Genomic DNA, 23129 nt, shown 5'->3' on the forward strand with positions numbered 1-23129 from the left:
GTACCGCATAATCCCGTGTTGAGAAGGGAAGGATGCGTAAGACACGCGAAAACCCCCCGCCGTTGCGGCGGAGGGCTTCGGGTGGACCAAGGGGCGGCGCGGCTCAGAATTCGTAGTCGGCGATCACCCAGGTGGCGAACTCCCGCCACAGGGCGACGCCCGCCTGGTGCTCGGGGTGCTCCGCGTAGACGCGCAGGGCGGCCGTGTCCTCGAAGGCGGAGTTGATCGCGAAGTCGTAGGCGATGGGGCGGTCGCTGAAGTTCCAGCCCAGCTCCCAGTGGCGCAGCTCGGGGATCTTGCCCTCCAGCGAGCGGAAGGCCTCGACACCCGCGACGACCCGCGGGTCGTCGCGCTCGACGCCCTCGTTCAGCTTGAACAGGACGAGATGGCGGATCATGAGTCTCCTCCGTTGGCGATCCAGGTCATGAAGTCGCCGATGGCCTTCGCGGCGTCCGAAATGCCCTCGAACCCTACCTGGACGTAGTCCGCCGCCTTGGCCGGGTCGGTGATGATCACGTAGAGCGCGAAGACCACGAGTACATAGACGGCGATCTTCTTCGAGTTCACCGCCATCGCGGCCTCCCCTGTGGCTGGTGTGCCTGCCATGCCTGCCGTGCCGAATGAGTCGAAAGAGCCGAAAGAGCCTCGGGTTACCGGCGGTGAGTGTAACCTTCGCCCCTCCGCGGAGATCAACAGCACGAAGGGCCCCGTCCATCGGACGGGGCCCCTCTCAAGCGGTAGCGGAGGGATTTGAACCCTCGGTGACTTGCGCCACACTCGCTTTCGAGGCGAGCTCCTTCGGCCGCTCGGACACGCTACCGAGGGAGACCTTACAGCACGCCCGGCCCTGCTCTGAAATCGGTATTCGTGGCCGGTCAGCGATCCCGGAAGAAGTCCGTGAGCCGACGCGCGCACTCCTCGGCGAGCACGCCCTCGATCACTTCGGGCCGGTGGTTGAGCCGGCGGTCGCGCACGACGTCCCAGAGGGAGCCGGCCGCGCCCGCCTTCTCGTCCCGGGCGCCGTAGACGACCCGGTCCACCCGGGACTGCACGATCGCGCCGGCGCACATCGTGCAGGGCTCCAGCGTGACCACGAGCGTGCACCCCGACAGCCGCCACTCGCCGAGCTCCGCGGCGGCCCTGCGGATCGCCAGCACCTCGGCGTGGGCGGTCGGATCGCCGGTCGCCTCGCGCTCGTTGTGGCCGGTGCCCAGCACCCTCGTGCCGTCCGCGGACAGCACGACGGCGCCGACGGGGACGTCCCCGCCCCGGACGGCCTGTTCGGCCTCGTCCAGGGCGAGCTGCATCGGCGCCCGCCAGCGGTCGCGTACGGGGTCGAACGAGGTCAGCGGACGGTCTCCAGCACCTCCGAGGCGCCCAGCGCCTCGGCGATCGCGCTGAGCGCGTCCTCGGCGTCCAGGGACTTCAGCTCCTTCTCGCCGACACCGAGGTCGTCGAGGATCTCGCTGTCGCCGACGGGGCTGTGCGGCACCGAGTCGGCACCGCCGCCGTCCTCGTCGTCGTCCTCGGAGTCGCCGTCGGGCTCCTCCGTGCCGTCGAGGTCCAGGGAGTCCAGGTCGGCGCCGTCGTCGCCGGGCTCCCTTCCGAGCAGTTCGTCGGTGAGCAGGATCTCGCCGTAACTGCTGCGGGCGGCTGCGGCGGCGTCCGAGACGTAGATACGAGGGTCGTCCTCGCCGTCGATCCGGACGACACCGAACCAGGCGTCCTCCTGCTCGATGAGCACGAGCACCGTGTCGTCCTCCGGCGAGGCTTCACGGGCCAGGTCGGCCAGATCCGACAGGGTCTCCACATCGTCGAGCTCTGTGTCGCTCGCTTCCCACCCGTCTTCGGTGCGCGCGAGCAGTGCGGCGAAGTACACCGTGACTCTCCCACTGGTCATAGGCGTGCCGGTTGGGGGTCCCCCCGGCGGAGGTCGGGGTGGGGAGGCTTGGGGTCCGAGCCCCACCCACTCGGAATCGTGGCAGAAACAAGGCGTTCAGGGGACGTCTTCGGCTCCCTGTGTCCGGCAGTTTTGATCGCGTAGGCCCGAGGGGTTGAGCGAGCGGGTCCGTGAAGGACTCACCAGCGCACTCGTTGCCGCCACGTGCGGATCGTACGCGGCTTTTCCCGGTGTCCACGCACGCCCACCGCCCAACCGCCCGGAGAGCAGCCGATCTTCCCGCGCGACTCGCCCTACCAGCGGAACGTGCGCATGCGCAGCGCGTGCCGCAGACGGGCCGCCTTGGCGCGGCGCGGCTGGACGCGGTCCCGCAGCGCCCGGGCCTCGGCGAGTTCCCGCAGGAACTGGGCCCGGCGCCGCCGGCGCGCGGCGTCGCTGTCGTCCGGCGCGTCCTGCGTGGGACGCTCTGGGGACTCACGATCAGGCATCGGCTCACCACCCCCGCTACGTCCCTCCCACTTTCCCTCCGATGGGCGGTTTGATGCCAGCGCACGGGTGAAGCCGTGACCTCGGGCTTGTCGTGTGCGGGGGCGCCGGGCATACCGGGCCCGGCTAATGTTGTGGACATGCGTCTCCACGTCGTCGACCACCCCCTGGTCGCCCACAAGCTCACCACGCTGCGCGACCAGCGCACCGACTCCGCGACCTTCCGTCGGCTGGCCGACGAACTGGTCACCCTGCTCGCCTACGAGGCCACGCGGGACGTGCGCACCGAAGCGGTCGACATCACGACCCCGGTCACCGGCACCACCGGCGTCAAGCTGTCCCACCCGCGCCCGCTGGTCGTGCCGATCCTGCGCGCCGGCCTCGGCATGCTGGACGGCATGGTCCGGCTGCTGCCGACCGCCGAGGTGGGATTCATGGGCATGGTGCGCGACGAGTCGACCCTCCAGGCCTCCACCTACGCCACGCGGATGCCGGAGGACCTCTCGGGGCGTCAGGTGTACGTCCTGGACCCGATGCTGGCCACCGGCGGGACGCTGGTCGCGGCGATCCAGGAGCTCATCAAGCGCGGGGCGGACGACGTGACCGCGGTGGTGCTGCTCGCCGCGCCGGAGGGCGTGGAGCTGATGGAGCGGGAGCTGGCGGGGACGCCGGTGACCGTGGTGACGGCCGCCGTCGACGACCACCTCAACGAGCACGGGTACATCGTGCCGGGGCTGGGCGACGCGGGGGATCGTCTCTACGGGGCGGCCGAGTAGGGGGCCGCGCCCCTTCGCCGTAGGGGTGCGGGTGTGTGGCGGCTGCCGGTCAGTCGTGGCTCGTCGCGCAGTACCCCGCGCCCCTGCCGGGGCGCTTCTAGCAGCCCTGCTTCGCGGTCGAGGGCGTCGGCTTCGGGTTCGCCAGCGTGGCCAGGGCCTTGTCGGCTTCCGGCTTCTTCGCGAGTTCCTTGAAGCGGTCGCCGATGATCAGGTCCACGGTGGCGCCCTTGCGGGTGGCGTCGGTGCGGCGCTCGGCCCCGGTCAGCTGGGTGGCCAGCACCGGCAGGGAACTGTTCAGGGAGGCGGCCGGGCCGAGCAGTATCCCGGTGCCCTTCACCTTCTTGTCGTAGTCCTTGCTCGCGTTGCCCACGTCGCCGATCTTGAAGCCGCGCTTCTTCAGCTCGTCCGCGGTCTGCTTGGCGAGCCCGCTGCGGGTCGTGGCGTTGAGCACGTTGACGGTGATTCCGGCGGGCTTCGGCAGCGGCGCGGTCGCGGCGGGCGAGGGTGTCGCCCGGATCCCGCAGCCGGACTTGGTGCCGGCGGCCGAGGCCTCTCCGCCGCCGCCCGTGAAGACGTCGATGAGCTGGAGCGTGCCCCAGCCGGCCAGGCCGAGTGCGGCGACGGACGCGACGCCGGCCACGACCAGCCTGCCGTGCCGACGACGACGGCGCATCCGTGGGTACTTGTCCCCCTTGATGCGGTACTGGCCGCCCATGCCAGGAGGAGTCAGCATGCTCATGGGCGCAGCGTAGTGCGCCCGGGCGGCAATGCCTACTAGATGATCATTCGATGCCGCACGGACCTACCCGAAAGGGGCAACGGGTGACGCCCGGGCGTGTCAGCCCGGGGTCAGTCCAGTTCCAGGACTCTCGCGTGCAGCACCTGACGCTGCTGGAGCGCCGCGCGCACCGCGCGGTGCAGGCCGTCCTCCAGATACAGGTCGCCCTGCCACTTCACGACGTGCGCGAAGAGGTCGCCGTAGAACGTCGAGTCCTCGGCCAGCAGGGTTTCCAGATCGAGCTGACCCTTGGTCGTCACGAGCTGATCGAGGCGGACCGGGCGCGGCGCGACGTCCGCCCACTGCCGGGTGCTTTCCCGGCCGTGGTCGGGGTACGGCCGGCCGTTTCCGATGCGCTTGAAGATCACACGGAAAGCCTACCGGTCAAGACGTTCCGGGCGCAGCCATGGCGCCGTAGTGCGACGCTGGAAAAGATGTGGCAAACCGGGATGAAACGGCAAAGGTCGAAGGAATGACGGCCGGATCGGATGCCGGAACGGACCCGTACGGAACCCGAGGTGGCGAGCCGGGTCGGGTCGGACACCGTGCCGGTTCGCGGTCGGACGCCCGTCGGGCCGCGATCCGGCCGCCCGTCCGAGGGCGGGAAGCGCGCGGAGGGCTGAGATGAGCGACCGCAACACCACGCCCAAGGCCGGGGCGGCCGCCGGGACCGCGCCGCGGGGCGCCGCTCCCGAGGTGTCGAGCCGTGCCGCCGCCCTGCCGCGGGAAGCCCTGGGGATCGCCGCCGGCTACGCCTTCACCGGGCCCGCCCTGCACCTGGGCGCCCTGCTCTGGGAGGGCGGCTGTCTGCCCGACGCGCAGATCCGGGTGCCGCTGCCCATGCTCAACCGGCACGGCCTGGTCGCGGGTGCCACCGGCACCGGCAAGACCAAGACGCTCCAGCTCATCGCCGAGCAGCTCTCGGCCCAGGGCGTGCCGGTGTTCCTGGCGGACGTGAAGGGCGACCTCTCCGGGGTCGCGGCGCCGGGGCGGCCGGACGACAGGACCGGCGCGCGTGCCGCCGAGGTCCAGCAGCAGTGGGCGGCGAAGGGATGCCCGGCCGAGTTCTACGCCCTGGGCGGTATCGGCCGGGGCATTCCCGTGCGCGCCACGATCACCAGCTTCGGGCCGGTGCTGCTGTCCAAGGTCCTGCGGCTGAACCCGACCCAGGAGCAGTCCCTCGGGCTGATCTTCCACTACGCCGACACCAAGGGCCTGGAGCTGGTCGACCTCAAGGACCTCAGGGCGATCGTCGCCTTCCTGACCTCGGACGAGGGCAAGGACGAGCTGAAGGGCATCGGCGGGCTGTCGACCGCCACGGCCGGGGTGATCCTGCGCTCCCTCACCGCCTTCGAGGCACAGGGCATGGCCGACTTCTTCGGGGAGCCGGAGTTCGACACCGGCGAACTGCTGCGGACGGAGCAGGACGGGCGGGGCGTCGTGTCGGTGCTCGAACTGCCCGCCGTGCAGGACAGGCCGCAGCTGTTCTCGACGTTCCTGATGTGGCTGCTGGCCGACCTCTTCCACGATCTGCCCGAGGTGGGGGACATCGACCGGCCGAAGCTGGTGTTCTTCTTCGACGAGGCGCATCTGCTGTTCGACGACGCGTCCGAGGCGTTCCTGGACGCCCTCACGCGGACCGTGCGGCTGATTCGCTCGAAAGGGGTCGGTGTCTTCTTCGTGACGCAGACGCCGAAGGACGTGCCCGCCGAGGTGCTCGGGCAGCTCGGCAACCGGATCCAGCACGCGCTGCGCGCCTTCACGCCGGACGATCAGAAGGCGTTGAAGGCCACGGTGAAGACGTTCCCCGACTCGGCGTACGACCTGGAGGAGCTCCTGACCGGCCTGGGCATCGGCGAGGCCGTGGTGACCGTCCTGAGCGAGAAGGGCGCCCCGACGCCGGTGGCCGCGACCCGGCTGCGGGCGCCGGAGTCGCTGATGGGTCCGCTCGACGCGGGGGCGCTGCAGGAGGCGGTCACGTCGTCCGCGCTGTACGGGCGATATGCACAGGCTGTGGACAGGGAGTCGGCGTACGAGAAGCTCCGGGCGTCGCGCGGGGGCGCGAAGGGGCCCGACGAGATCCGCGGAGGCAAGGGGCCGGACGAGCTGCGTGAGGCGGCGGCCGGGGCAGGGGAGCACAGGGCCCGGCAGAAGGAGCAGCCCTCTGTCGTCGAGCAGGTCGTCGGGAGCGGCATCTTCAAGTCCCTGGCTCGGTCGGTCGGTACACAGATCGGGCGGGAGATCACCCGGTCGGTCTTCGGCACGGCACGCCGCAGGCGGTAGACCCGGTCGGGCTTCGGTATCGCGCGGTGGGGGTCGTGGAGCAGGCAGTCGAGGTTCGGCTTCGCGCGGTGGCAGTGGTGCAGGCCGTCGAGGTTCGGCTTCGCGCGGTGGGGGTGGTGGACCCGGGCCGCTCCTCGGTGGGGCGCGGCGCGGGACGGTGGGGCGCCGGCTTCGGCACGTGCGGCGCGGCGGAGGCGGTGACCCGGAGAAGGCCGCCTCCGCCGCGGCCGCGTCAGCCGCGCTCCCTGTCCTTCCGGGGCAGCTGCGGCTTGTCCTTCTTCGCCTGCGGTTTCGGCGTGTTGCGTGCGGCCTCGGCGCGCAGCAGGGCGCGCAGAACGGCGTAGTGGTCGGTGGGCATGACAGTGCTCCTTGCGTCGTACTGACGGACCTCGTCGCGGGGTCTGTCAGCAGCGCAGGACCACGGTGCGCAGGATGTGCGGGACGTACGGGGGCCGGGGCTGCGCGTGGCGCCGGGCACCCGCCGGGGTTGCTGTCGCCGCGCCCGGCGACAGGACCGGACGCTGCCGTACGGCGGTGCGCCGCTCGGCTCGGGCCACCGGCCGCACGGCCGTGTCGAGGACGTCCTGCTCGGCGATCTCGACGGCCGCGGCCACCGGGGGCAGGGCGTGCGCCTGCGCGTGTGCGCCCGGCACCAGCAGCGCGAGCAGCAGCACGACGACCCGCAGCCAGGCGCGGCTGCGCGAGCGGCATCGTGCGGTACTCACGGAAGGTCATCTCCCCGGGGGCCGTACGGCGTTCATCCCGTCCGGCGGGAGAACCGCCCGCACGGCGTACGGGGCAGGGGTGGGTATCACTGTGCGTGTCACAGTTCGCGCGGGACCTGTCGGGCCATCGTCCGCAGCCGGAGCGCGGTGACCAGTTCGACCAGGCCGACCGCCACCAGCCAGCAGCCGCCGAGCACCATCAGCACGGTGATCGACTCGACCGGCGAGACGATCAGCACCACGCCGGCGAGGAAGGTGATGACGCCGAGGAGGATCTGCCAGCCGCGGGCCGGCACGGAGCTGTCGGAGGCGGCGGCCAGGCACTGGGTGATGCCGCGGATGAGCCAGCCGATCCCGATCCACAGGGCCAGCAGCAGGATCGACTGCATCGCGCCGCGGAAGCAGAACAGGCCGAGGAGGACCGACACGGCGCCGCTGACGAAGGCCAGCACCCGCAGCGAGGTCGTCCGGTGCGTGCCGAACGCGGCGACCAGCTGGAAGACGCCGCTGATCAGGAGGTAGAGGCCGAAGAGGACGCCGGCGACCCGCAGCGAGGCGTCCGGCCACGCCAGGACGAAGACGCCGAGGACGAGGGAGGCGACGCCGGTGACCAGGACGACCTGCCAGGCGGCACGGGAGAGCGCGTGCAGCGGGCCCTCGAAGGGCGGCTCGGGCTCATGCGGGTTCGCCGGGCCCGGGGACCCGGCGGGGTGGCCGGAGTGGATCCGGCGATCGTCGTAGTCCCGGCCCCAAGGGGATCCGTTCGGCGCCTCGGTCATGCTCCATGCTGGGAACGGCACCGCACCGCCCGCCATTCGGGGCGGGCCACTTGGCTGAGTCCGGCGCCGGCCCATGGGCGCTTCGCTCGACGTCGGCGCCCGCGCGGGTGCCGGCCACCGGCCGTCGGCGCGGTGCCGCCCCCGTCCGCGAGGGGGACGCCCTCTCCGTGTCCGCGGGTCCCTCGTCCGCGCGTGGGCGATCTACGGCCGTCGGTGCCGGACGGCTACTTGCCCGCCGCCTTCGCGGCCTTCGCCGCCGCCTTCATCTCCTGCTTGTGCGCGCGCACCTTGGTCAGCGACTCGGGCCCGGTGATGTCGGCGACCGAGCGGAAGGACTCCGCCTCGCCGTAGGCGCCGGCGGCCTCCTGCCAGCCCTTCGGGCGGACGCCGAGCTGCTTGCCGAGCAGGGCCAGGAAGATCTGTGCCTTCTGCTTGCCGAACCCGGGGAGGTCCTCCAGCCGGCGCAGCAGCTCGCGTCCGTCGTCGACGCCCTTCCAGACGAGTTCGGCGTCGCCGTCGTAGCGCTCGACCAGGTACTGGCACAGTTGCTGGATCCGCTTGGCCATGGAGCCCGGGTAGCGGTGCACGGCCGGCTTCTCGGACAGCAGGGCGACGAAGGCGTCCGGGTCCTGGGCGGCGATGTCGTGCGCGTCCAGGTCGTCCGCGCCGAGCCGGTCCGCGATCGTGCGGGGTCCCTTGAACGCCCACTCCATCGGGACCTGCTGGTCCAGCAGCATGCCGACGAGCGCGGCGAGCGGGCTGCGGCCGAGGAGTTCGTCGGCCTCGGGGTCCTGGGCGAGATGCAGGGTGACGTCCATGCCCCCGATGATGCCGCGCGCGCCGTCCGCACGCGCGCGGGGGATGCCGGTCCGGCACGGGCGCATCAAGGGGGGTGCGCCCGTGCCGGAATCAGGGGCGCCAGTACCCCAGCGCGTTCACCCGCTGCTTGGGCAGGCCCAGCTCCTTGCGGACGTAGGCGGTCAGCGCGCGGGTGGTCGCCGTGTCGCAGGCGATCCAGACGTACGGGTCCGGCGTGTCCTCGAGCAGGCCGGGCAGGTTCTCCTTCACCTGGGCGACCAGGTGGGCCCCGGCGTCGCGCCGCGGCAGGGTCCGTACGTCGTGCCGGGACTCCTCCGCGCGGAAGGGCAGACCGTCGCGCTCGCCCTCGAACCACACCGTGGCGGGTGCCTGGTCCAGGGCGTCGAGCAGGGAGTTGAGAGCGGGCAGGGAGGCCGTGTCGGCGATGGCGAAGACGTGCGAGGGGGCCGGTTCGGGGTCGGTGAACCCGGTGCCGTGGATGGTCGCCTCGATCGTGTCGCCGGGCTTCGCCGTGCGCGCCCAGTCGCTGGCGACCCCCTCGTGCAGGGCGAACTCCAGGCTGAAGGTGCCGGCCTGCGGGTCCGGGTCGACGAGGGTGTAGGCGCGCTGATGGGGCTTGCCCGCGTTGTCGAACCAGAGCCGGACCCACATGGTGGGGTGGACGCCCGTCGCCGCCAGCATGCCGCCGTCCGTGAGATGCACGCGGCGGTAGTGCTCGGTGACGTCCTCGGCGCCCGTCACCGTGAAGACGAAGTCCTTCGCGCGCAGCAGTTTCAGGACCGCGCCCTCCCAGCCGTGCCCCTGCCCCATGAGTTCTTCACCCTTCGCGTACGATTCCCGCACCAACAACTTAGGGAAGCCTAACCTAAAGCAAAGGAGGGGCACAGGTGACCGGCGAGATCTTTCGCGATGCCTGGGGCATTCCGCATCTCCGGGCCGACTCGGCGAGTGAACTCGCCCGTGTGCAGGGCCGTGTCACCGCCCTCGACCGGGCCTGGCAGCTCGAGGTCGAACGGCACCGGGCCCGGGGCACCTCGGCGTCCTTCCTCGGCGCCGAGGCCCTGCCCTGGGACCGGTTCGTCAGACGGGCCCGCCTCGACGACACGGCGAGACGGTGTTTCGCCGAACTGGAGAGACGGGACCCCGAGACGGCGGGGTGGGTGCGCGCGTACGTCGACGGGGTCAACGAGGGAATGGACGAAGGCGCCCGCCGCGCACCCGAGTTCGCGAAGGCGGATCTGACTCCGGGGCGTTGGGAGCCGTGGACGCCGCTCGGCGTCTGGCTCGGCATCCACATCCTGTTCGCCGGCTTCCCGGCCAAGCTCTGGCGCGAGCAGGTCGTACGGCACCTCGGAGCCGACGCGGTCGGGCTGTTCGCCGCCGACGGGCCGGGCACCTCGGGCAGCAACGGCTGGCTGGTGAGCGGTGAGCGGACCGTCACGGGGCACGCGATCATCGCCGGCGACCCGCACCGCTTCATCGAGGACCCCGGTGTCTACCAGCAGGTCCACCTGTCCTGCCCCGAGTTCGACGTCATCGGCCTCGCCGTCCCCGGCGTCCCGGGCATCGGCCACTTCGGCCACACCGGCACGGTCGCCTGGGCCATCACCAACGCCATGGCCGACTACCAGGACCTGTACCGCGAGCGGCTGCGGCGCACCGGGGCCGGCGTCGAGGCGCTCGACCCGGACGGGGTCTGGCGACGGGCCGCGCGGCACACGGAGGTCGTGGCGGTCGCGGGGGAGGAGCCGGTCGAGGTCGAGGTGATCGAGACGGCTCGGGGGCCGGTGGTGATCGGCGGCCCCGAGGGGTTGCCGGAAGGTTTCTCCGATGACGCCCCCGGCGATCTGCCGGAAGGTTTCTCCACCGGGCTGTCCGATGTTCTCGACGCCCCCTCGGACGCCGACGCCCCGCCCCTCGCCATGGCCCTGCGCTACCCGCCCCGCGTCACCGCCGACCTCGGCTTCAGCGCCCTGCTCCCCCTTCTGCGCGCCCGCCGCGTCGCCGACGTCGACCGGGCCGTCGACCTGTGGGCCGAGCCCGTCAACGTCGTCCAGGCCGCCGACACCGAGGGCGGGCTGCTGCACCGCGTGGCCGGGAAGGTGCCGGTGCGGTCCGCGGCCAACGGCATCGGGCCGGTGCCCGCCTGGGAGCCCGGCCACGAGTGGCAGGGCTGGCACGAGACGCCGCGCGGCGGGCTCACCGACGGCGTCGCCGCCATGGCCAACCAGCGCGGTCTCGCCGCTCCGCTGGGCGTGGAGTTCGCCGCGCCCCATCGCGCCGACCGCATCACGGCCCTGCTGGGGGAGAAGGAGCGCTGGTCGGCCGCCGACATGCCGGCGATCCACATGGACACCCGGCTGGCCTCGGCGGAACCCCTGCTGGACCTCCTGAGCACCCTCGACGCCCTCGGCCCCGAGGCGGCGCGCATCCGCCGGACCCTGCTGGACTGGGACCGCCGCATGGACGCGGACAGCGAGGCCGCGGCCCTGTACGCGGCGGTGCGCGGCGCGGTCGTACGGCGGCTCGCCGCCCACCCGGCCTTCGCCGCGCTGGCCGCCCCGCCCGCCTACCCCGAGGTCCTGCTGCCCTGGCTCGCGCTCCTCCCGCGCGTCGGCTTCGCCCTCGAACACCTGCTGCGCGCCGAGGAGTTGTACGGCATCGACCGCGCCGATGCCGTCCGGGCGGCCGTCGAGGAGGTGGCCGCGGAGCCGCCCTCGGGCGGCTGGGGCGACACCCATCGCCTCGCCCCCTGGCGGGCGCTGCCCGACCCGTCGTACGACGAGCCCGGCCTCTCCGGTGACCACGACTGCGTGCTGTGCACCTCCGCCGTCCCCGGCCTCACCGACCTGAGCGCGCGCGGGCCCGCCGCCCGTTACGTCTGGGACCTGGCCGACCGGGAGGCCGGCAGCTGGCTGGTCCCGCTCGGCGCCTGGGGCGTCCCCGGTTCGCCCCACCACCGCGACCAACTCCCCCTGTGGGTGCGGGGAGACCTGGTCCCGGTCGTCACCGACTTCACCGAGTTCGAGAAGGAATCCGATGTCTGAGCCGTCCGCGACGCTCCACGAGACCGCCGCCCGACCCGTCCACGAGCAGACCGTCGACGGCTTCGGCCGCGTCCGCGTCCGCCCCCTCGACCCGCACGCCGACGCCGGGGTGGTCCATGGCTGGGTCGACGCGGAGCGTGCCTCCTTCTGGGGCATGAACGGCCTGACCAGGGACCAGGTGTCCGAGATCTATGCCCACATGGCCGGCCTCGACACGCATCACGCCTTCCTGGTCCTGCGCGACGACGACCCGGTCGCGCTCCTGCAGACCTACGAGCCGGAGGCGGACCGGGTCAGCGAGTGCTACGAGGTCCTCCCCGGGGACATCGGCGTCCACCTGCTGCTCGCTCCCGCCGGTCCCGAGGGCGCGCGGCCCGGCTGGACCTCGGTGCTGCTGGCCGTCGTCGCGTCGTACGTCTTCGGCACCCTGGACCGCCGGCGCGTCGTCGTCGATCCGGACGTGCGCAACGACAAGGCCGTCGCCCGGTTCCTCAAGCAGGGCTTCGAGGCCGGGCCCGTGGTCGTGCTGCCGGAGGTCGACATCCCGGACGTGTACCTCCCGCCGAAGGAAGCTCAACTCGCCTTCCTCACCCGGGAGGTAGCTTTTGGGGGATGACCCCGGAAGAACTCGTAGCGCACTACCGTCTGGAGCCGATCCCGCGTGAGGGCGGTCTGTTCCGGCGCACCTGGGCGGGACCCGAGCTGTCCGACGGGAGGCCGCAGGGCACCGCGATCGTCGTCCTGCTCACCACGGACGACTACTCGGCCCTGCACCGCCTGCCGTCGGACGAGGTGTGGCACTTCTACCTGGGCGACCCCCTGGAGATGCTGCTCCTCGCCCCCGACGGCACGTCCCGCACCGCGGTGCTCGGCCCCGGCATACAGCGCGGCGAGCACGTCCAGCTCACGGTCCCGGCCGGGACCTGGATGGGCGCGCGGGTGGCGGCCGGCGGTTCGTGGACGTTCTTCGGCTGCACGATGGCCCCCGGCTTCACCTACGAGGGCTACGAGCACGGCGACCTGGCGGACCTGACGGCGCGCTATCCCGCCGAAGCGGCCCGGATCGCGGGACTGTGCCGCCCATGAGCGGACTCCTCGAAGGACAGGTCGCCCTGGTCACGGGCGCGGGCGGCGGCATCGGGCGGGGGATCGCCACGCGGTTCGCCGAGGAAGGGGCGGCGGTCGTCCTGCACTGCCGTACGGCGGTCGCGGCGGCGGACGAAGTCGCGGGCCGCGTCCGGGAGTCGGGCGGCCGGGCGTTGGTGCTGCGGGCCGACCTGACGGACGAGGACGCCTGCCGGCGGCTGCTGGGCGAGGCCGCCGAGTGGGGCGGCGGGCGGCTGACGGCGCTGGTCAACAACGCGGGCGTACAGCCGGTGCGGGAGCTGCCGGGCATGCCGGCGGCCGAGTGGCGGGCGGTCGTGGACGCCAACCTGACGAGCGTGTTCGCCTGCACACAGGCCGCCGCCGAGATCATGCGGACGCGGGCCGGGGGCGGTTCGGTGACCCACATCGCCTCCATCGAGGCGACTCGCCCGGCACCCGGGCACGCCCACTACAGCGCCTCCAAGGCGGCGGTCCGCATGCACGCCCGTTCCGCGGCCCTGGAGTACGGCCGCTGGGGAATCCGCGTCAACACCGTCTCCCCCGGTCTGATCCACCGCGAGGGACTGCAGGACGCGTGGCCGGAGGGAGTGCGCCGCTGGAAAGAGGCGGCACCCACCGGACGCCTGGGGAGCCCGCGGGACGTGGCCGACGCCTGTGTGTTCCTCGCCTCGCACCTCGCGTCCTGGATCACCGGGCACGACCTGGTGGTGGACGGAGGGGTGTCGGCCCGGCCGACCTGGTGAGCCCGCCGGGGAGGGCGGGGCCGGCGAGAAGTGAGCACGGCGGCCGGTGAGTGTTGCGGGTCCCCCGTCCGTACGTACCCTCGAGGCCTCAAGTCCGACGACGGAGATGTGAACAGACGTGGCGGGGTGCGATGAGCGACGACGACCGCGGAGCCGATCCACCGACCGGCGACACCTTCAAAGGCTGGTGCTGCTGGGCACCCTGCTGGTCCTGTTCGTCCTCGGCGGCACGGGCCCCGCATCCGCCCACGCTGCTCTCCGCGCCACCGACCCCGAGGACGGAAGCGTCCTCAAGTCGGCCCCGCGTGACATCACCCTGACCTTCACGGAGTCCGTCGGCCTGCTGGAGGACTCCTTCCGCGTCCTGGACCCGGACGGCCGCCGACTGCGCACCGGCGAGCCGGAGCACGCGCCGGGCGGCGGCGCCGACACGGCCCGCGTGACGCTCCCCGCGAGCTTGGCCGAGGGCACGTACACCGTCGCCTGGCGGGTGGTGTCGGCCGACAGCCACCCCGTCTCCGGCGCGTTCACCTTCTCCGTCGGCAAGCCCTCCCTCACCACGGCCACCGTGGACACCGGCCCCACCGAGGACCCGGCGACCAAGAGCCTCTACGACATCGCCCGTTATCTGGCCTACCTCGCCGTCGCCCTGCTCATCGGCACGGCGGTCTTCATGGCGGTCTGCCGCCCGCCGGACGCCCCCGTGCTGCACCGGCTGCTGAAGGCCGGCTGGTGGACGCTGCTGGGTGCCACCCTCGCCCTGCTGGTGCTGCGCGCCCCGTACGAGTCGGGCGAGGGCCCCCTGGGTGCCCTGAGCGCGGACTCCGTCACCCGCACCCTGACCGGCCGCCCCGGTGAGGTACTGCTGGCCCGTCTCGCCCTGCTGCTCGTGGCCGCCCTCTACCTGCTGCGGACGGCCCGGCTCCGCAAGCCCTTCGGCTGGGCGGGCGCCCCGCCGGCCGTCGGCCTCGCGATGACCTGGGCGGCCGGCGAACACGCCTCCGCGGGCATCCAGGTCCCGGTGGCGATGACGTCCTCGGCGCTGCACCTGCTCGCCACCGCGGTCTGGCTGGGCGGCCTGACCGCTCTGCTCGTCACGCTGTACCGCGCGCACCTGACCCCGGCGGCCGTCACCCGGTTCTCCCGCCTCGCGTTCGTGTCCGTGACCGTCCTGGTCGTCACCGGCGTCTACCAGTCCTGGCGCGGCCTCGGCTCCTGGGACGCGCTCACCGGCACGACGTACGGCAGGCTCCTGATCCTGAAGCTGGCCGGCGTGGTGCTGCTGCTCGGCGCGGCGGCCGTGTCCCGCCGCTGGACGGCCCGGCTCGCGACCGCCGACGCGCAGACGGCCGCCGACGCCGGCACGGCCGTGGACGCGGAGACCGTCGTCGACGCGGAGGCAGCCGTACGGCAGAAGGTCCCGGAGCCGGTGGGCGGCCCGCCGCTGCCCGAGGCACCCGAGGCGGCGGCGGAATCCCCCACGCCCGGGTCCGCCTCCCCGGAGGAGTCCGCCGCGGAGGGATCCGCCCCGGCGGAAGGCGGGTCCGCGCAGCGCAGCGCCCTGCGCCGCTCCGTCCTCGCCGAAGTCGCCGTCGGCGCGGCGGTCCTGGCCGTCACCACGCTCCTCACCAGCACGCTGCCCGGCCGGGCGGAGGCCGAGGCGGCGGCGGGAGCGCCTGCCGTGGTCGGCGCCTCCGTCACCAACGTCCCCTTCGACGTCGGCACTCCGGGCGGTCGCGGCAAGGTGCAGATCACCATCGACCCGGGCCGGGTCGGCGACAACTCCATCGAAGCCCTGGTCTACGGCCCCGACGGCGGTGTGTCCGTCGTCCCGGAACTGCGGATCTCCTTCACGCTGCCGGCCAAGGACATCGGCCCGATCGACGCCGAACTCGCCGACAAGGGCGGCTACTGGGCCAACAGCTTCCTCAACCTGCCGCTCGCCGGGAAGTGGCGGATGAAGGTGACCGTGCGGACGACGGAGGTCGACCAGGTCAGCGAGACCAGGACCGTGGTGATCCGCTAGCCCGGTCCCGGCGGCGGCTAGGACAGCACCTGGATCAGCTGGTACGGGACCATGTACAGGCCCGCGTAGAGGAACAGCGTCCCGAACACGGCCACGCCCAGCGACCGCAGGACCCAGGTGCGTAGGGGCAGCCCGGCCGCCACCCGCTGCGGGCTGCGCGGGTCGTAGCTGACCTGGAAGCGCTCCGGCTGGGTGCTCACGGGCTCGGCGGCGGTGTCGATCTCGCACTCCCGCGGAACGCCGTTCAGGTCGGTGAACCGGAACATGCGCTTCTTTCCGTCGTACCGATGGAAGGCGGCCAGCACGGAGACACCGCGGCGGCGCAGGATCGCCCGGTCGTACAGGGTCTTGGCGGCCATGCCGTACAGGAAGAGGCCGATGATCAAGGGCTTCGTGCCGAAGAACCACAGGATCGCGCCGATCAGGTCGCCGTGCGCGATGAGTGTCACCAGTCCGGCGATCCAGCCCACGACCGGCACTCCGATCGCGAGCACGAGCGCCACGTCCCCGAGCGCCTTGCGGTACCAGGCCGTGCGGACCGTTCCCGGCAGCGTCTCGACCAGTTCGGCACCGTTGCGGCGGTCCTCCCCCGCGTCCCGTGCGGGCAGCGCGGCGTTCACGGTCGTGACGAAGGCGTCCCGCGCGGAGGCCACCCGGTGCGCGACGCGGTACACGGTCGCGCCCGCCCCCTCCGGCGCGGTCAGCACCACCTCCACCCCGCGCGGCCCCTCGGTGGGTCTGACCTCCTCGACGGCCGGCAGCGGTATGCGTCTTCGCGCCCCGTCCTGCTCCAGCAGCAGTGACCCGTCCTCCAGCCACAGCGCCCCGGAACGCCCGCGCAGGGTCACGGATGGGAGGTGCGAGGGCGTACTCGATGTCGTCATGGCCGAAAGGTAGCGGCGCGATCTTCGTGGCGTACGCGAGTTCGATCAGGTGCCCACTGAAACGGGGTTCGAGATGTCGGTCACGTTTCCGAAACGGCGATCGCCATCCCTTGACGCATGACCTGACATACGGCTGTTATTGCGCCACCGTGTTCGGTCAAGTTGATTTCTGATCGGTTGCGACGGACTTCGACACGCCCACCCTCACGATCGAACCCTGTCATCAGGAGCCGTAGATGCAGCACTTCTCTCCCTCCGGTCTCTCCCTGCCCTCGCCGAGCCGCCGCACGATGCTGCGCGGCATAGGCGGCGCCGCCGTACTGGGCGCGGGCATCCCGCTGCTCAGCGCCTGCGGCGGCAGCGGCACGGCGAGCGACCCGAAGACCGTCACCCTCGGCTCCAAGGCGTCCGACGCCGTGCCGAAGAAGGCGTTCGCGGACATCTACGCGGCCTACAAGAAGAAGTCCGGCATCACGGTCGACGTGAACACCAAGGACTCCAACACCTTCCAGGAGCAGATCAACTCCTACCTCCAGGGCACGCCGGACGACGTGTTCACCTGGTTCGCCGGCTACCGGATGCAGTTCTTCGCGGCCAAGGGACTGGCCACCCCGATCGACGACGTGTGGAAGACCATCGGGGACAACTTCCCCGAGGCGATGCACAAGCTCAGCAAGGGCGAGGACGGCAAGTACTACTTCGTGCCGCTGTACACCTACCCGTGGGCGATCTTCTACCGGAAGAGCGTCTTCCAGGAGAACGGCTACGAAGTCCCCACCACCTGGGACGACTTCATCGCGCTGTGCAAGCAGATGCAGAAGGACAAGCTGGTCCCGATCGCCTTCGGCGACAAGGACGCCTGGCCCGCGCTCGGCACCTTCGACCAGATCAACTTCCGCCAGAACGGCTACGACTTCCACGTCGAGCTGATGGCGGGCAAGGCGTCCTGGACCGACGCCAAGGTGCGCAAGGTCTTCGACCTGTGGACCGAGATCCTCCCGTACCACCAGGAGGGCGCCACGGGCCGCACCTGGCAGGACGCCGCCCAGACGCTGGCCTCCAAGAAGGCCGGCATGTACCTCCTCGGCACCTTCGTGGCCCAGCAGTTCACCGACAAGGCAGCCCTGGACGACCTCGACTTCTTCGCCTTCCCGGAGATCGACCCGCAGTTCGGGCAGGACACCGTCGAGGCGCCGACCGACGGCTTCATGATGAGCAAGAGCCCGAAGAACAAGACCGAGGCCGTCAAGCTCCTGGAGTACCTCGGCACCCCGGAGGCCGAGACCGTCTACCTCAAGTCCGACCCGAGCTCGGTCCACGCCTCCACCAAGGCCGACACCTCCTCGTACACCGCCCTGCAGAAGAAGGCGTACGACATGATCGCCGGCGCCAAGTCCCTGACCCAGTTCATGGACCGCGACTCCCGCCCCGACTTCACGTCCACGGTGATGCAGCCGGCGCTGCAGAAGTTCATCCGTGACCCCAAGGGCGTCGACAGCCTGCTGTCCTCGATCGAGCGCCAGAAGAAGACGATCTTCGCGTCGGGCTGATCGACATGACCACAGAGACCACCGAGGAGATCCCGGAGGCGGCCGCCGTGCCGCTTCCGGGCGCTGCCCCCGCCAAGAAGGTGTCCCAGGGACACCGCCGCCTGCTCACCCGCCGCGACCGGCTCACGCTCGGCCTGATGGCGGGCCTGCCGACGATCCTGCACATCGCCCTCGTCTGGGTGACGGCCCTCGCCTCCGTGGCGCTGGCCTTCACCACCTGGGACGGCATCGGCTTCGACTCGATCAAGTGGGTCGGCCTGGAGAACTTCAGGGAACTGTTCTCCAACAACCCGCAGTTCTGGCCCGCCGTCCAGCACAACGTCATCTGGTTCGTCGTCCTGATCGTGATCCCGACCCCGCTCGGCCTGTTCCTGGCCGTGCAGCTGGACAAGCGGATCCGGTTCAGCAGGGTGTACCAGACCGCGTTCTTCCTGCCCGTCGTGATGTCGATGGCCGTCATCGGCTTCGTCTGGCAGCTGATCTACAACCCCGACACCGGCCTGATCAACAGCCTCATCGGCGCCAACGAGCCCGGGAAGTACATCGACTGGATCGGTGACCCGGACCTCAACCTGTGGGCGATCCTCGTCGCCGCGTCCTGGCGCCACACCGGCTACATGATGATCCTCTACCTGGCCGGCCTCAAGGGCGTCGACCCCTCGCTGCGGGAGGCCTCCGCGCTCGACGGCGCCAACGAGTGGCAGACGTTCAAGAACGTCATCTTCCCGACGCTGCGCCCCACCAACACCGTCGTCCTGGTCGTCACCATCATCGAGGCCCTGCGCGCCTTCGACCTGGTCTTCGTCTTCAACAAGGGCGCCGAGGGCACCGAGCTGCTCTCGATCCTGGTCACCAACAACATCATCGGCGAGTCCAGCCGCATCGGCTACGGCTCCGCGATCGCGGTCGTGCTGCTGCTGATCTCCCTCGTCGTGATCATCCCCTACCTGGTGGCCACCTTCCGGAAGGAGCGGCGCGCATGAGTATCACCGCGACGACCAAGCCCCGTACGCCCCTGCGCCCCGCCCGGATCCTGCTGCACCTCTTCCTCGCCGGCGCGGCGCTGGCCTGGATCGCGCCGCTCGCCTGGGCGATCTACGCGGCGCTGCGGCCGTACGCGGAGACGAGCGAGAAGGGATACGTGTCTTGGCCGGACACGCTGACCTTCGACAACTTCACGAACGCGTTCACGCAGTCGGACATGAGCCACTACTTCGTCAACACGATGATCATCGCCGTCCCGGCGGTGCTGTTGACGCTGTTCCTGTCCTCGATGGTCGCGTTCTACGTCAGCCGCTTCGACTTCCGCCTCAACCTGGCGCTGCTGCTGGTCTTCACCGCCGGCAACCTGCTCCCGCAGCAGGTCATCATCACCCCGCTGTACCGGCTGTACCTGCTGATCGACCTGCCCGGCATCACCATGAGCGGCAAGCTCTACGACTCCGCGCTCGGCCTGGTGTTGATTCATGTCGCTTTCCAGTCCGGCTTCTGCGCCTTCGTGCTCAGCAACTACATGCGCACCCTGCCGCACGAGCTGACCGAGGCCGCGCTGGTGGACGGAGCCTCGGTGTGGCGGCAGTACTGGCAGATCGTGCTGCCGCTGTGCCGCCCGGCGATGGCGGCCCTGGCGACGCTGCTGTCCATCTGGATCTACAACGACTTCTTCTGGGCCCTGGTCCTGATCTCGACCGGCGAGAACATGCCGATCACCTCGGCGCTGAACAACCTCTCCGGCGCGTACTTCACCGACCCCAACCTGGTCGCGGCCGGTGCCCTGCTCACCGCGATCCCGACGCTGATCGTGTACTTCGTGCTCCAGCGGCAGTTCGTCAGCGGCCTGACGCTGGGCGCCAACAAGGGCTGACGGCCCCTTTCGTGAAAGAGAAACCCGTGCACCACCCCTTCACCCCCGTCGCCTCCGTCCTCGTGGACCCGCGCACCGCCCGCGTCCACGAGGAGGGCTGGCAGTCCTGGAGCCCGAGCGGTGCCTACGCTCTCGGCGACAGCCCGCATCGCCCGACCAACGACAACTGGGCGACGGTCTGTTACCGCCCGGGCGTGACCGTGCCCGAGGGGGCCTTCCAGGGCGAGGGCCTGCTGGCCCTGGACCCCGGTGACGGTTCACCCGTGCGGCTGTGGGCGGCCGCCGAGCCGACGCGTGCGGTGCCGTCGATCCGCCTGGTCGTCGGCGGGAACACCGCGGAAGTGAGCGCCGACGGCCCGGTGAAGGAGTGGACGGGGACCGGCATCCAGTCGGTGCTGGGCGAGTGGGCCGACAGCCTGGCGCTGCCCGTCCCCCGTCCGGCCCCGACGGTCTGGTGCTCCTGGTACGAGTACTTCACCGCCGTCACCGAGGACGACATCCACGAGAACCTCCGCGCGATGGACACCCTCGACCTGCCCGTCGACGTCGTCCAGATCGACGACGGCTACCAGAAGGCCCTCGGCGACTGGCTCACCCTCTCCGGCCGCTTCCGCTCCCGCGCGGGCATCGCGGACGCCATCCGCGCCCGCGGCCGCCGCGCCGGCATCTGGACGGCGCCCTTCCTCGTCGACCCGGCGAGCGACCTGGCCGCCGAGCACCCCGAGTGGCTGGTGCGCACCGCCGACGGCGGCTTCGCGCACGCCGGCCGCAACTGGGGCCACGACCTGCGCGTCCTGGACACCACCCACCCCGGGGCGGCGGCGTATCTCACGGACGTCTTCCGGACGCTGCGCGCCGAGGGCTACGACTACTTCAAGGTCGACTTCCTGTACGCGGGCGCCCTGGAGGGCGTACGGCACGAGCCGGTGGACGCGCTGACGGCGTACCGCTCGGGCATCGAGCTGATCCGCGAGGCGATCGGCGCGGACGCCTACCTGCTGGGCTGCGGAGCACCGCTGCTCGCCTCCCTCGGCCTGTTCGACGCGATGCGGGTGAGCCCGGACACCGCCCCGTACCGCCGCCCCGAGGCCGGCGACCACAGCCAGCCCGGCCAGGACCCGGCCGAGTTCACCGGCGTGGGCCGGCAGTGGCAGCACCGCCGGCTCTGGATCAACGACCCCGACTGCCTGATGGCCCGCCCGGCCGTGGAGACCCGGGAGCGGTGGGCCGCGCACGTCGAGGCGACCGGCGGCCTGATGGCCTCCAGCGACCGTCTGCTGTCCCTGGACGAGTGGGGCGTGGCCACCACCCGCCGCCTCCTCGGGGGTGCCGCCCGATGAAGCGCGAACTGTCCGTCCCCGGCATCGCCTACGGCGGCGACTACAACCCCGAGCAGTGGCCCGAGGAGGTCTGGGCCGAGGACATGCGCCTGATGCGCGAGGCCGGGGTGACCCTGGTCAGCGTCGGCATCTTCTCCTGGGCGCTGCTGGAGCCGAGCGAGGGCACCTACGACTTCTCGCTCCTGGACCGCGTCCTCGACCTGTTGCACAGCCACGGCATCGCGGCCGACCTCGCGACCCCGACGGCGGCGCCCCCGGCGTGGTTCTTCCGCGCCCACCCCGAGGCCCTGCCCGTCGACAAGGACGGCAGGGGACTGTCGTACGGCAGCCGCCAGACGTTCTGCCCGTCGAGCCCCGCCTACCGGGAGGCCGCCCTGCGCATGGCGGGCGAGCTCGCCCGGCGCTACGCCGGCCATCCGGCGCTGGCGATGTGGCACGTCCACAACGAGTACGGCTGCCACAACGCCGAATGCCACTGCGACGAGAGCGCGGCGGCGTTCCGGCGCTGGCTGCGCGGGCGGTACGCGGACGATCTGGACGCCCTCAACGACGCCTGGGGCACCCGCTTCTGGAGCCAGTGGTACTACGACTGGGACGAGATCCTCCCGCCCCGCCCCACCGGCGCCGTCCCCAACCCCACCCACCAGCTGGACTGGCGCCGCTTCTGCAGCGACGAGCTGCTCTCGCTGTACGAGGCCGAGCGCCAGGTGCTGCTGGCGGCGGCCCCGGAGACCCCCGCCACCACCAACTTCATGGTGATGCACGCCTTCGACGCCCTGGACTACTGGCGCTGGGCCCCGAAGCTGGACCTCGTCTCCAACGACCACTACCTCCGGTCCACCGACCCCGAGTCCGCGATCGACCTCGCGCTCAGCGGTGACCTGGTCCGCTCCCTCGCGGGCGGCCCGTGGCTGCTGATGGAGCACTCGACGGGCGCGGTCAACTGGCAGCCGGTGAACCGGGCGAAGGGCCCCGGCGAGCTGCGTCGCAACGCGCTGGCCCATGTCGCCCGGGGCGCGGACGGCATCGCGTACTTCCAGTGGCGGGCGGCCAGGGCGGGCGCCGAGCAGTGGCACTCGGCGATGCTGCCGCACGCCGGCACGGACAGCCGGATCTGGCGGGACGTCGTCCGGCTCGGCGCCGACCTGAAGGCGCTCGCGGAGGTGCGCGGCAGCGTCGGTACCGCCGAAGTGGCGGTCGTCTGGGACTGGAACGCCCGCTGGGCCCTGGAACTCCCCTCCCAGCCGAGTGGCGAACTGCGCTTCCAGGACCTGGTCCGGGCCTGGTACGAGCCGCTGTGGCGGGCGGGCGTGGCGGTGGACTTCGTACGCCCGGACGCGGATCTCTCGTCCTACCGGGTGGTGCTGGCCCCTTCCCTCTACCTGGTGGACGACGAGGGCGCGCGGAATCTGACGGCCTTCGCGTCGGCCGGCGGGACCCTCGCCGTCGGCTTCCACAGCGGCGCGGTCGACGAGAACTGCCATGTGCGGCTGGGCGGTTACCCGGGTGCGTTCCGCGAGGCGCTCGGGGTGCGGACCGACGAACTCTTCCCGCTGCTGCCCGGTGAGTCGGTGGGCCTGAGCGGCGGCGGCACGGGGACGCTGTGGTCGGAGCGGGTACGGCTGTCGGGCGCCGAGCCGGTCGAGTCGTACACGAGCGGCCCGCTGGCGGGAGTCCCGGCGGTGACGCGCCACAGCCTCGGCTCCGGGACCAGCTGGTATCTGGCCACGCTGCCCGACGAGTCGACCCTCGCCTCGCTCCTGGACCGCATCCGTACGGAGGCGGGGGTGGAGCCGGTGCGCGAGACGGCTCCCGGCGTGGAGGCGGTCCTGCGGCGCGGGCCGGACGCCGACTACCTCTTCCTGATCAACCACACCGACCGTTCCGCCGAGGTCACGGTGGCCCCGGACGCCACGGAACTGCTGGCCGGCAAGCCGGCGCCGGGCTCGGTGGTGGTGCCCGCGGGGGAGACGGCGGTGGTGCGCGAGCCACGCTGAGGGCGCGCCCGCCCCTCGGACGCGA

At 71.7% G+C, this 23129-nt stretch carries 25 protein-coding genes and 1 tRNA gene; 12 read left to right on the forward strand and 14 right to left on the reverse strand.

Annotated elements, in window-relative coordinates; translation table 11 throughout:
* Nucleotides 1-103 precede the first annotated feature (103 nt).
* The 6 genes from ACGFW6_RS36295 to ACGFW6_RS36320 form a co-directional block, all read right to left on the reverse strand.
* Nucleotides 104-397, reverse strand: a complete 294-nt coding sequence (locus ACGFW6_RS36295; RefSeq protein ID WP_030952811.1) for a Dabb family protein — start codon at nt 395-397, stop codon at nt 104-106.
* On the reverse strand, nt 394-573 hold the full coding sequence (locus tag ACGFW6_RS36300) for a hypothetical protein (protein WP_393519925.1): 180 nt from the start codon (nt 571-573) through the stop codon (nt 394-396). Before ACGFW6_RS36300 ends, ACGFW6_RS36295 begins: the two co-directional genes overlap by 4 nt.
* 162 nt (nt 574-735) lie before the next feature.
* Nucleotides 736-820, reverse strand: a tRNA-Ser gene (locus ACGFW6_RS36305).
* A gap of 55 nt (nt 821-875) precedes the next feature.
* Complete coding sequence (gene tadA / locus ACGFW6_RS36310; RefSeq protein ID WP_393519928.1) at nt 876-1307, reverse strand: tRNA adenosine(34) deaminase TadA; 432 nt, start codon at nt 1305-1307, stop codon at nt 876-878.
* 38 nt (nt 1308-1345) lie between these two features.
* Nucleotides 1346-1879 (reverse strand): hypothetical protein, encoded by a 534-nt coding sequence (locus ACGFW6_RS36315; RefSeq protein ID WP_393520136.1) that lies wholly within the window; start codon nt 1877-1879, stop codon nt 1346-1348.
* Between the two features lie 314 nt (nt 1880-2193).
* A complete protein-coding gene (locus ACGFW6_RS36320; protein WP_393519931.1) occupies nt 2194-2388 on the reverse strand; it encodes a hypothetical protein in 195 nt (64 codons plus the stop codon).
* 138 nt (nt 2389-2526) lie between these two features.
* Here ACGFW6_RS36320 and upp point away from each other — a divergent pair, with 138 nt between their 5' ends.
* On the forward strand, nt 2527-3162 hold the full coding sequence (gene upp / locus ACGFW6_RS36325) for a uracil phosphoribosyltransferase (RefSeq protein WP_393519934.1): 636 nt from the start codon (nt 2527-2529) through the stop codon (nt 3160-3162).
* Between the two features lie 97 nt (nt 3163-3259).
* Here the strand turns inward: upp and ACGFW6_RS36330 are convergent, their stop codons facing one another.
* Together ACGFW6_RS36330 and ACGFW6_RS36335 are read right to left on the reverse strand one after the other, a co-directional pair.
* Nucleotides 3260-3877, reverse strand: coding sequence for a LytR C-terminal domain-containing protein (locus ACGFW6_RS36330; RefSeq protein ID WP_393520139.1), 618 nt, complete (start codon nt 3875-3877; stop codon nt 3260-3262).
* A gap of 134 nt (nt 3878-4011) precedes the next feature.
* Nucleotides 4012-4308, reverse strand: a complete 297-nt coding sequence (locus tag ACGFW6_RS36335) for a type II toxin-antitoxin system VapB family antitoxin (protein ID WP_003999914.1) — start codon at nt 4306-4308, stop codon at nt 4012-4014.
* A 256-nt stretch (nt 4309-4564) separates the two neighbouring features.
* On the opposite strand from ACGFW6_RS36335, the gene ACGFW6_RS36340 reads away from it, so the two are divergent.
* Nucleotides 4565-6223, forward strand: coding sequence for a helicase HerA-like domain-containing protein (locus ACGFW6_RS36340; protein ID WP_393519936.1), 1659 nt, complete (start codon nt 4565-4567; stop codon nt 6221-6223).
* A 232-nt stretch (nt 6224-6455) separates the two neighbouring features.
* Here ACGFW6_RS36340 and ACGFW6_RS36345 read toward each other — a convergent pair whose 3' ends face one another.
* From ACGFW6_RS36345 to ACGFW6_RS36365, 5 genes are all read right to left on the reverse strand, one after another.
* A complete protein-coding gene (locus ACGFW6_RS36345) occupies nt 6456-6581 on the reverse strand; it encodes a hypothetical protein (RefSeq protein ID WP_393519939.1) in 126 nt (41 codons plus the stop codon).
* A gap of 46 nt (nt 6582-6627) precedes the next feature.
* Entirely contained in the window at nt 6628-6948 is a 321-nt protein-coding gene (locus tag ACGFW6_RS36350) for a hypothetical protein (protein ID WP_393519942.1), read from the reverse strand.
* Between the two features lie 98 nt (nt 6949-7046).
* A complete protein-coding gene (locus ACGFW6_RS36355; protein WP_393519945.1) occupies nt 7047-7727 on the reverse strand; it encodes an HdeD family acid-resistance protein in 681 nt (226 codons plus the stop codon).
* Nucleotides 7728-7951: 224 nt separating this feature from the next.
* The gene (locus ACGFW6_RS36360) at nt 7952-8545 is read right to left on the reverse strand and encodes an HhH-GPD-type base excision DNA repair protein (protein ID WP_393519948.1); all 594 of its coding nucleotides are present in this window, start codon (nt 8543-8545) and stop codon (nt 7952-7954) included.
* 91 nt (nt 8546-8636) lie between these two features.
* The gene (locus ACGFW6_RS36365; protein ID WP_393519951.1) at nt 8637-9356 is read right to left on the reverse strand and encodes a siderophore-interacting protein; all 720 of its coding nucleotides are present in this window, start codon (nt 9354-9356) and stop codon (nt 8637-8639) included.
* A gap of 77 nt (nt 9357-9433) precedes the next feature.
* Between ACGFW6_RS36365 and ACGFW6_RS36370 the strand changes: the two genes are divergently transcribed.
* From ACGFW6_RS36370 to ACGFW6_RS36390, 5 genes are all read left to right on the forward strand, one after another.
* A complete protein-coding gene (locus tag ACGFW6_RS36370; protein WP_393519954.1) occupies nt 9434-11593 on the forward strand; it encodes a penicillin acylase family protein in 2160 nt (719 codons plus the stop codon).
* Nucleotides 11586-12209: a GNAT family N-acetyltransferase gene (locus tag ACGFW6_RS36375; RefSeq protein ID WP_393519957.1), complete on the forward strand. Its 624-nt coding sequence runs from the start codon at nt 11586-11588 to the stop codon at nt 12207-12209. The genes ACGFW6_RS36370 and ACGFW6_RS36375 overlap by 8 nt, the downstream gene beginning before the upstream one ends.
* Nucleotides 12206-12679: a cupin domain-containing protein gene (locus ACGFW6_RS36380; RefSeq protein ID WP_393519960.1), complete on the forward strand. Its 474-nt coding sequence runs from the start codon at nt 12206-12208 to the stop codon at nt 12677-12679. Before ACGFW6_RS36375 ends, ACGFW6_RS36380 begins: the two co-directional genes overlap by 4 nt.
* The gene (locus ACGFW6_RS36385) at nt 12676-13443 is read left to right on the forward strand and encodes an SDR family NAD(P)-dependent oxidoreductase (protein WP_393519963.1); all 768 of its coding nucleotides are present in this window, start codon (nt 12676-12678) and stop codon (nt 13441-13443) included. The genes ACGFW6_RS36380 and ACGFW6_RS36385 overlap by 4 nt, the downstream gene beginning before the upstream one ends.
* Before the next feature lie 187 nt (nt 13444-13630).
* Nucleotides 13631-15469, forward strand: a complete 1839-nt coding sequence (locus ACGFW6_RS36390) for a copper resistance CopC/CopD family protein (RefSeq protein ID WP_393519966.1) — start codon at nt 13631-13633, stop codon at nt 15467-15469.
* A 17-nt stretch (nt 15470-15486) separates the two neighbouring features.
* On the opposite strand, the gene ACGFW6_RS36395 is transcribed toward ACGFW6_RS36390, so the two are convergent.
* Nucleotides 15487-16353, reverse strand: coding sequence for a hypothetical protein (locus tag ACGFW6_RS36395; protein ID WP_393519969.1), 867 nt, complete (start codon nt 16351-16353; stop codon nt 15487-15489).
* A gap of 236 nt (nt 16354-16589) precedes the next feature.
* Here ACGFW6_RS36395 and ACGFW6_RS36400 point away from each other — a divergent pair, with 236 nt between their 5' ends.
* Genes ACGFW6_RS36400 through ACGFW6_RS36420 form a run of 5 tightly spaced genes read left to right on the forward strand, consistent with a single transcriptional unit; the run spans nt 16590 to nt 23104 of the window.
* Nucleotides 16590-17903 carry an ABC transporter substrate-binding protein gene (locus ACGFW6_RS36400; RefSeq protein ID WP_393519972.1) on the forward strand — a complete coding sequence of 438 codons (1314 nt, stop codon included), beginning with the start codon at nt 16590-16592 and terminating at the stop codon, nt 17901-17903.
* 5 nt (nt 17904-17908) lie between these two features.
* A complete protein-coding gene (locus tag ACGFW6_RS36405; RefSeq protein ID WP_393519975.1) occupies nt 17909-18886 on the forward strand; it encodes a carbohydrate ABC transporter permease in 978 nt (325 codons plus the stop codon).
* A complete protein-coding gene (locus ACGFW6_RS36410) occupies nt 18883-19767 on the forward strand; it encodes a carbohydrate ABC transporter permease (protein WP_393519978.1) in 885 nt (294 codons plus the stop codon). Before ACGFW6_RS36405 ends, ACGFW6_RS36410 begins: the two co-directional genes overlap by 4 nt.
* Before the next feature lie 26 nt (nt 19768-19793).
* The gene (locus tag ACGFW6_RS36415) at nt 19794-21107 is read left to right on the forward strand and encodes a glycoside hydrolase family 36 protein (protein ID WP_393519981.1); all 1314 of its coding nucleotides are present in this window, start codon (nt 19794-19796) and stop codon (nt 21105-21107) included.
* Nucleotides 21104-23104, forward strand: coding sequence for a beta-galactosidase (locus tag ACGFW6_RS36420; RefSeq protein ID WP_393519984.1), 2001 nt, complete (start codon nt 21104-21106; stop codon nt 23102-23104). The genes ACGFW6_RS36415 and ACGFW6_RS36420 overlap by 4 nt, the downstream gene beginning before the upstream one ends.
* Nucleotides 23105-23129: the final 25 nt, after the last annotated feature.

Origin of the sequence: Streptomyces sp. Y7, from assembly GCF_043195415.1 — a bacterium.
GTDB lineage: Bacteria > Actinomycetota > Actinomycetes > Streptomycetales > Streptomycetaceae > Streptomyces.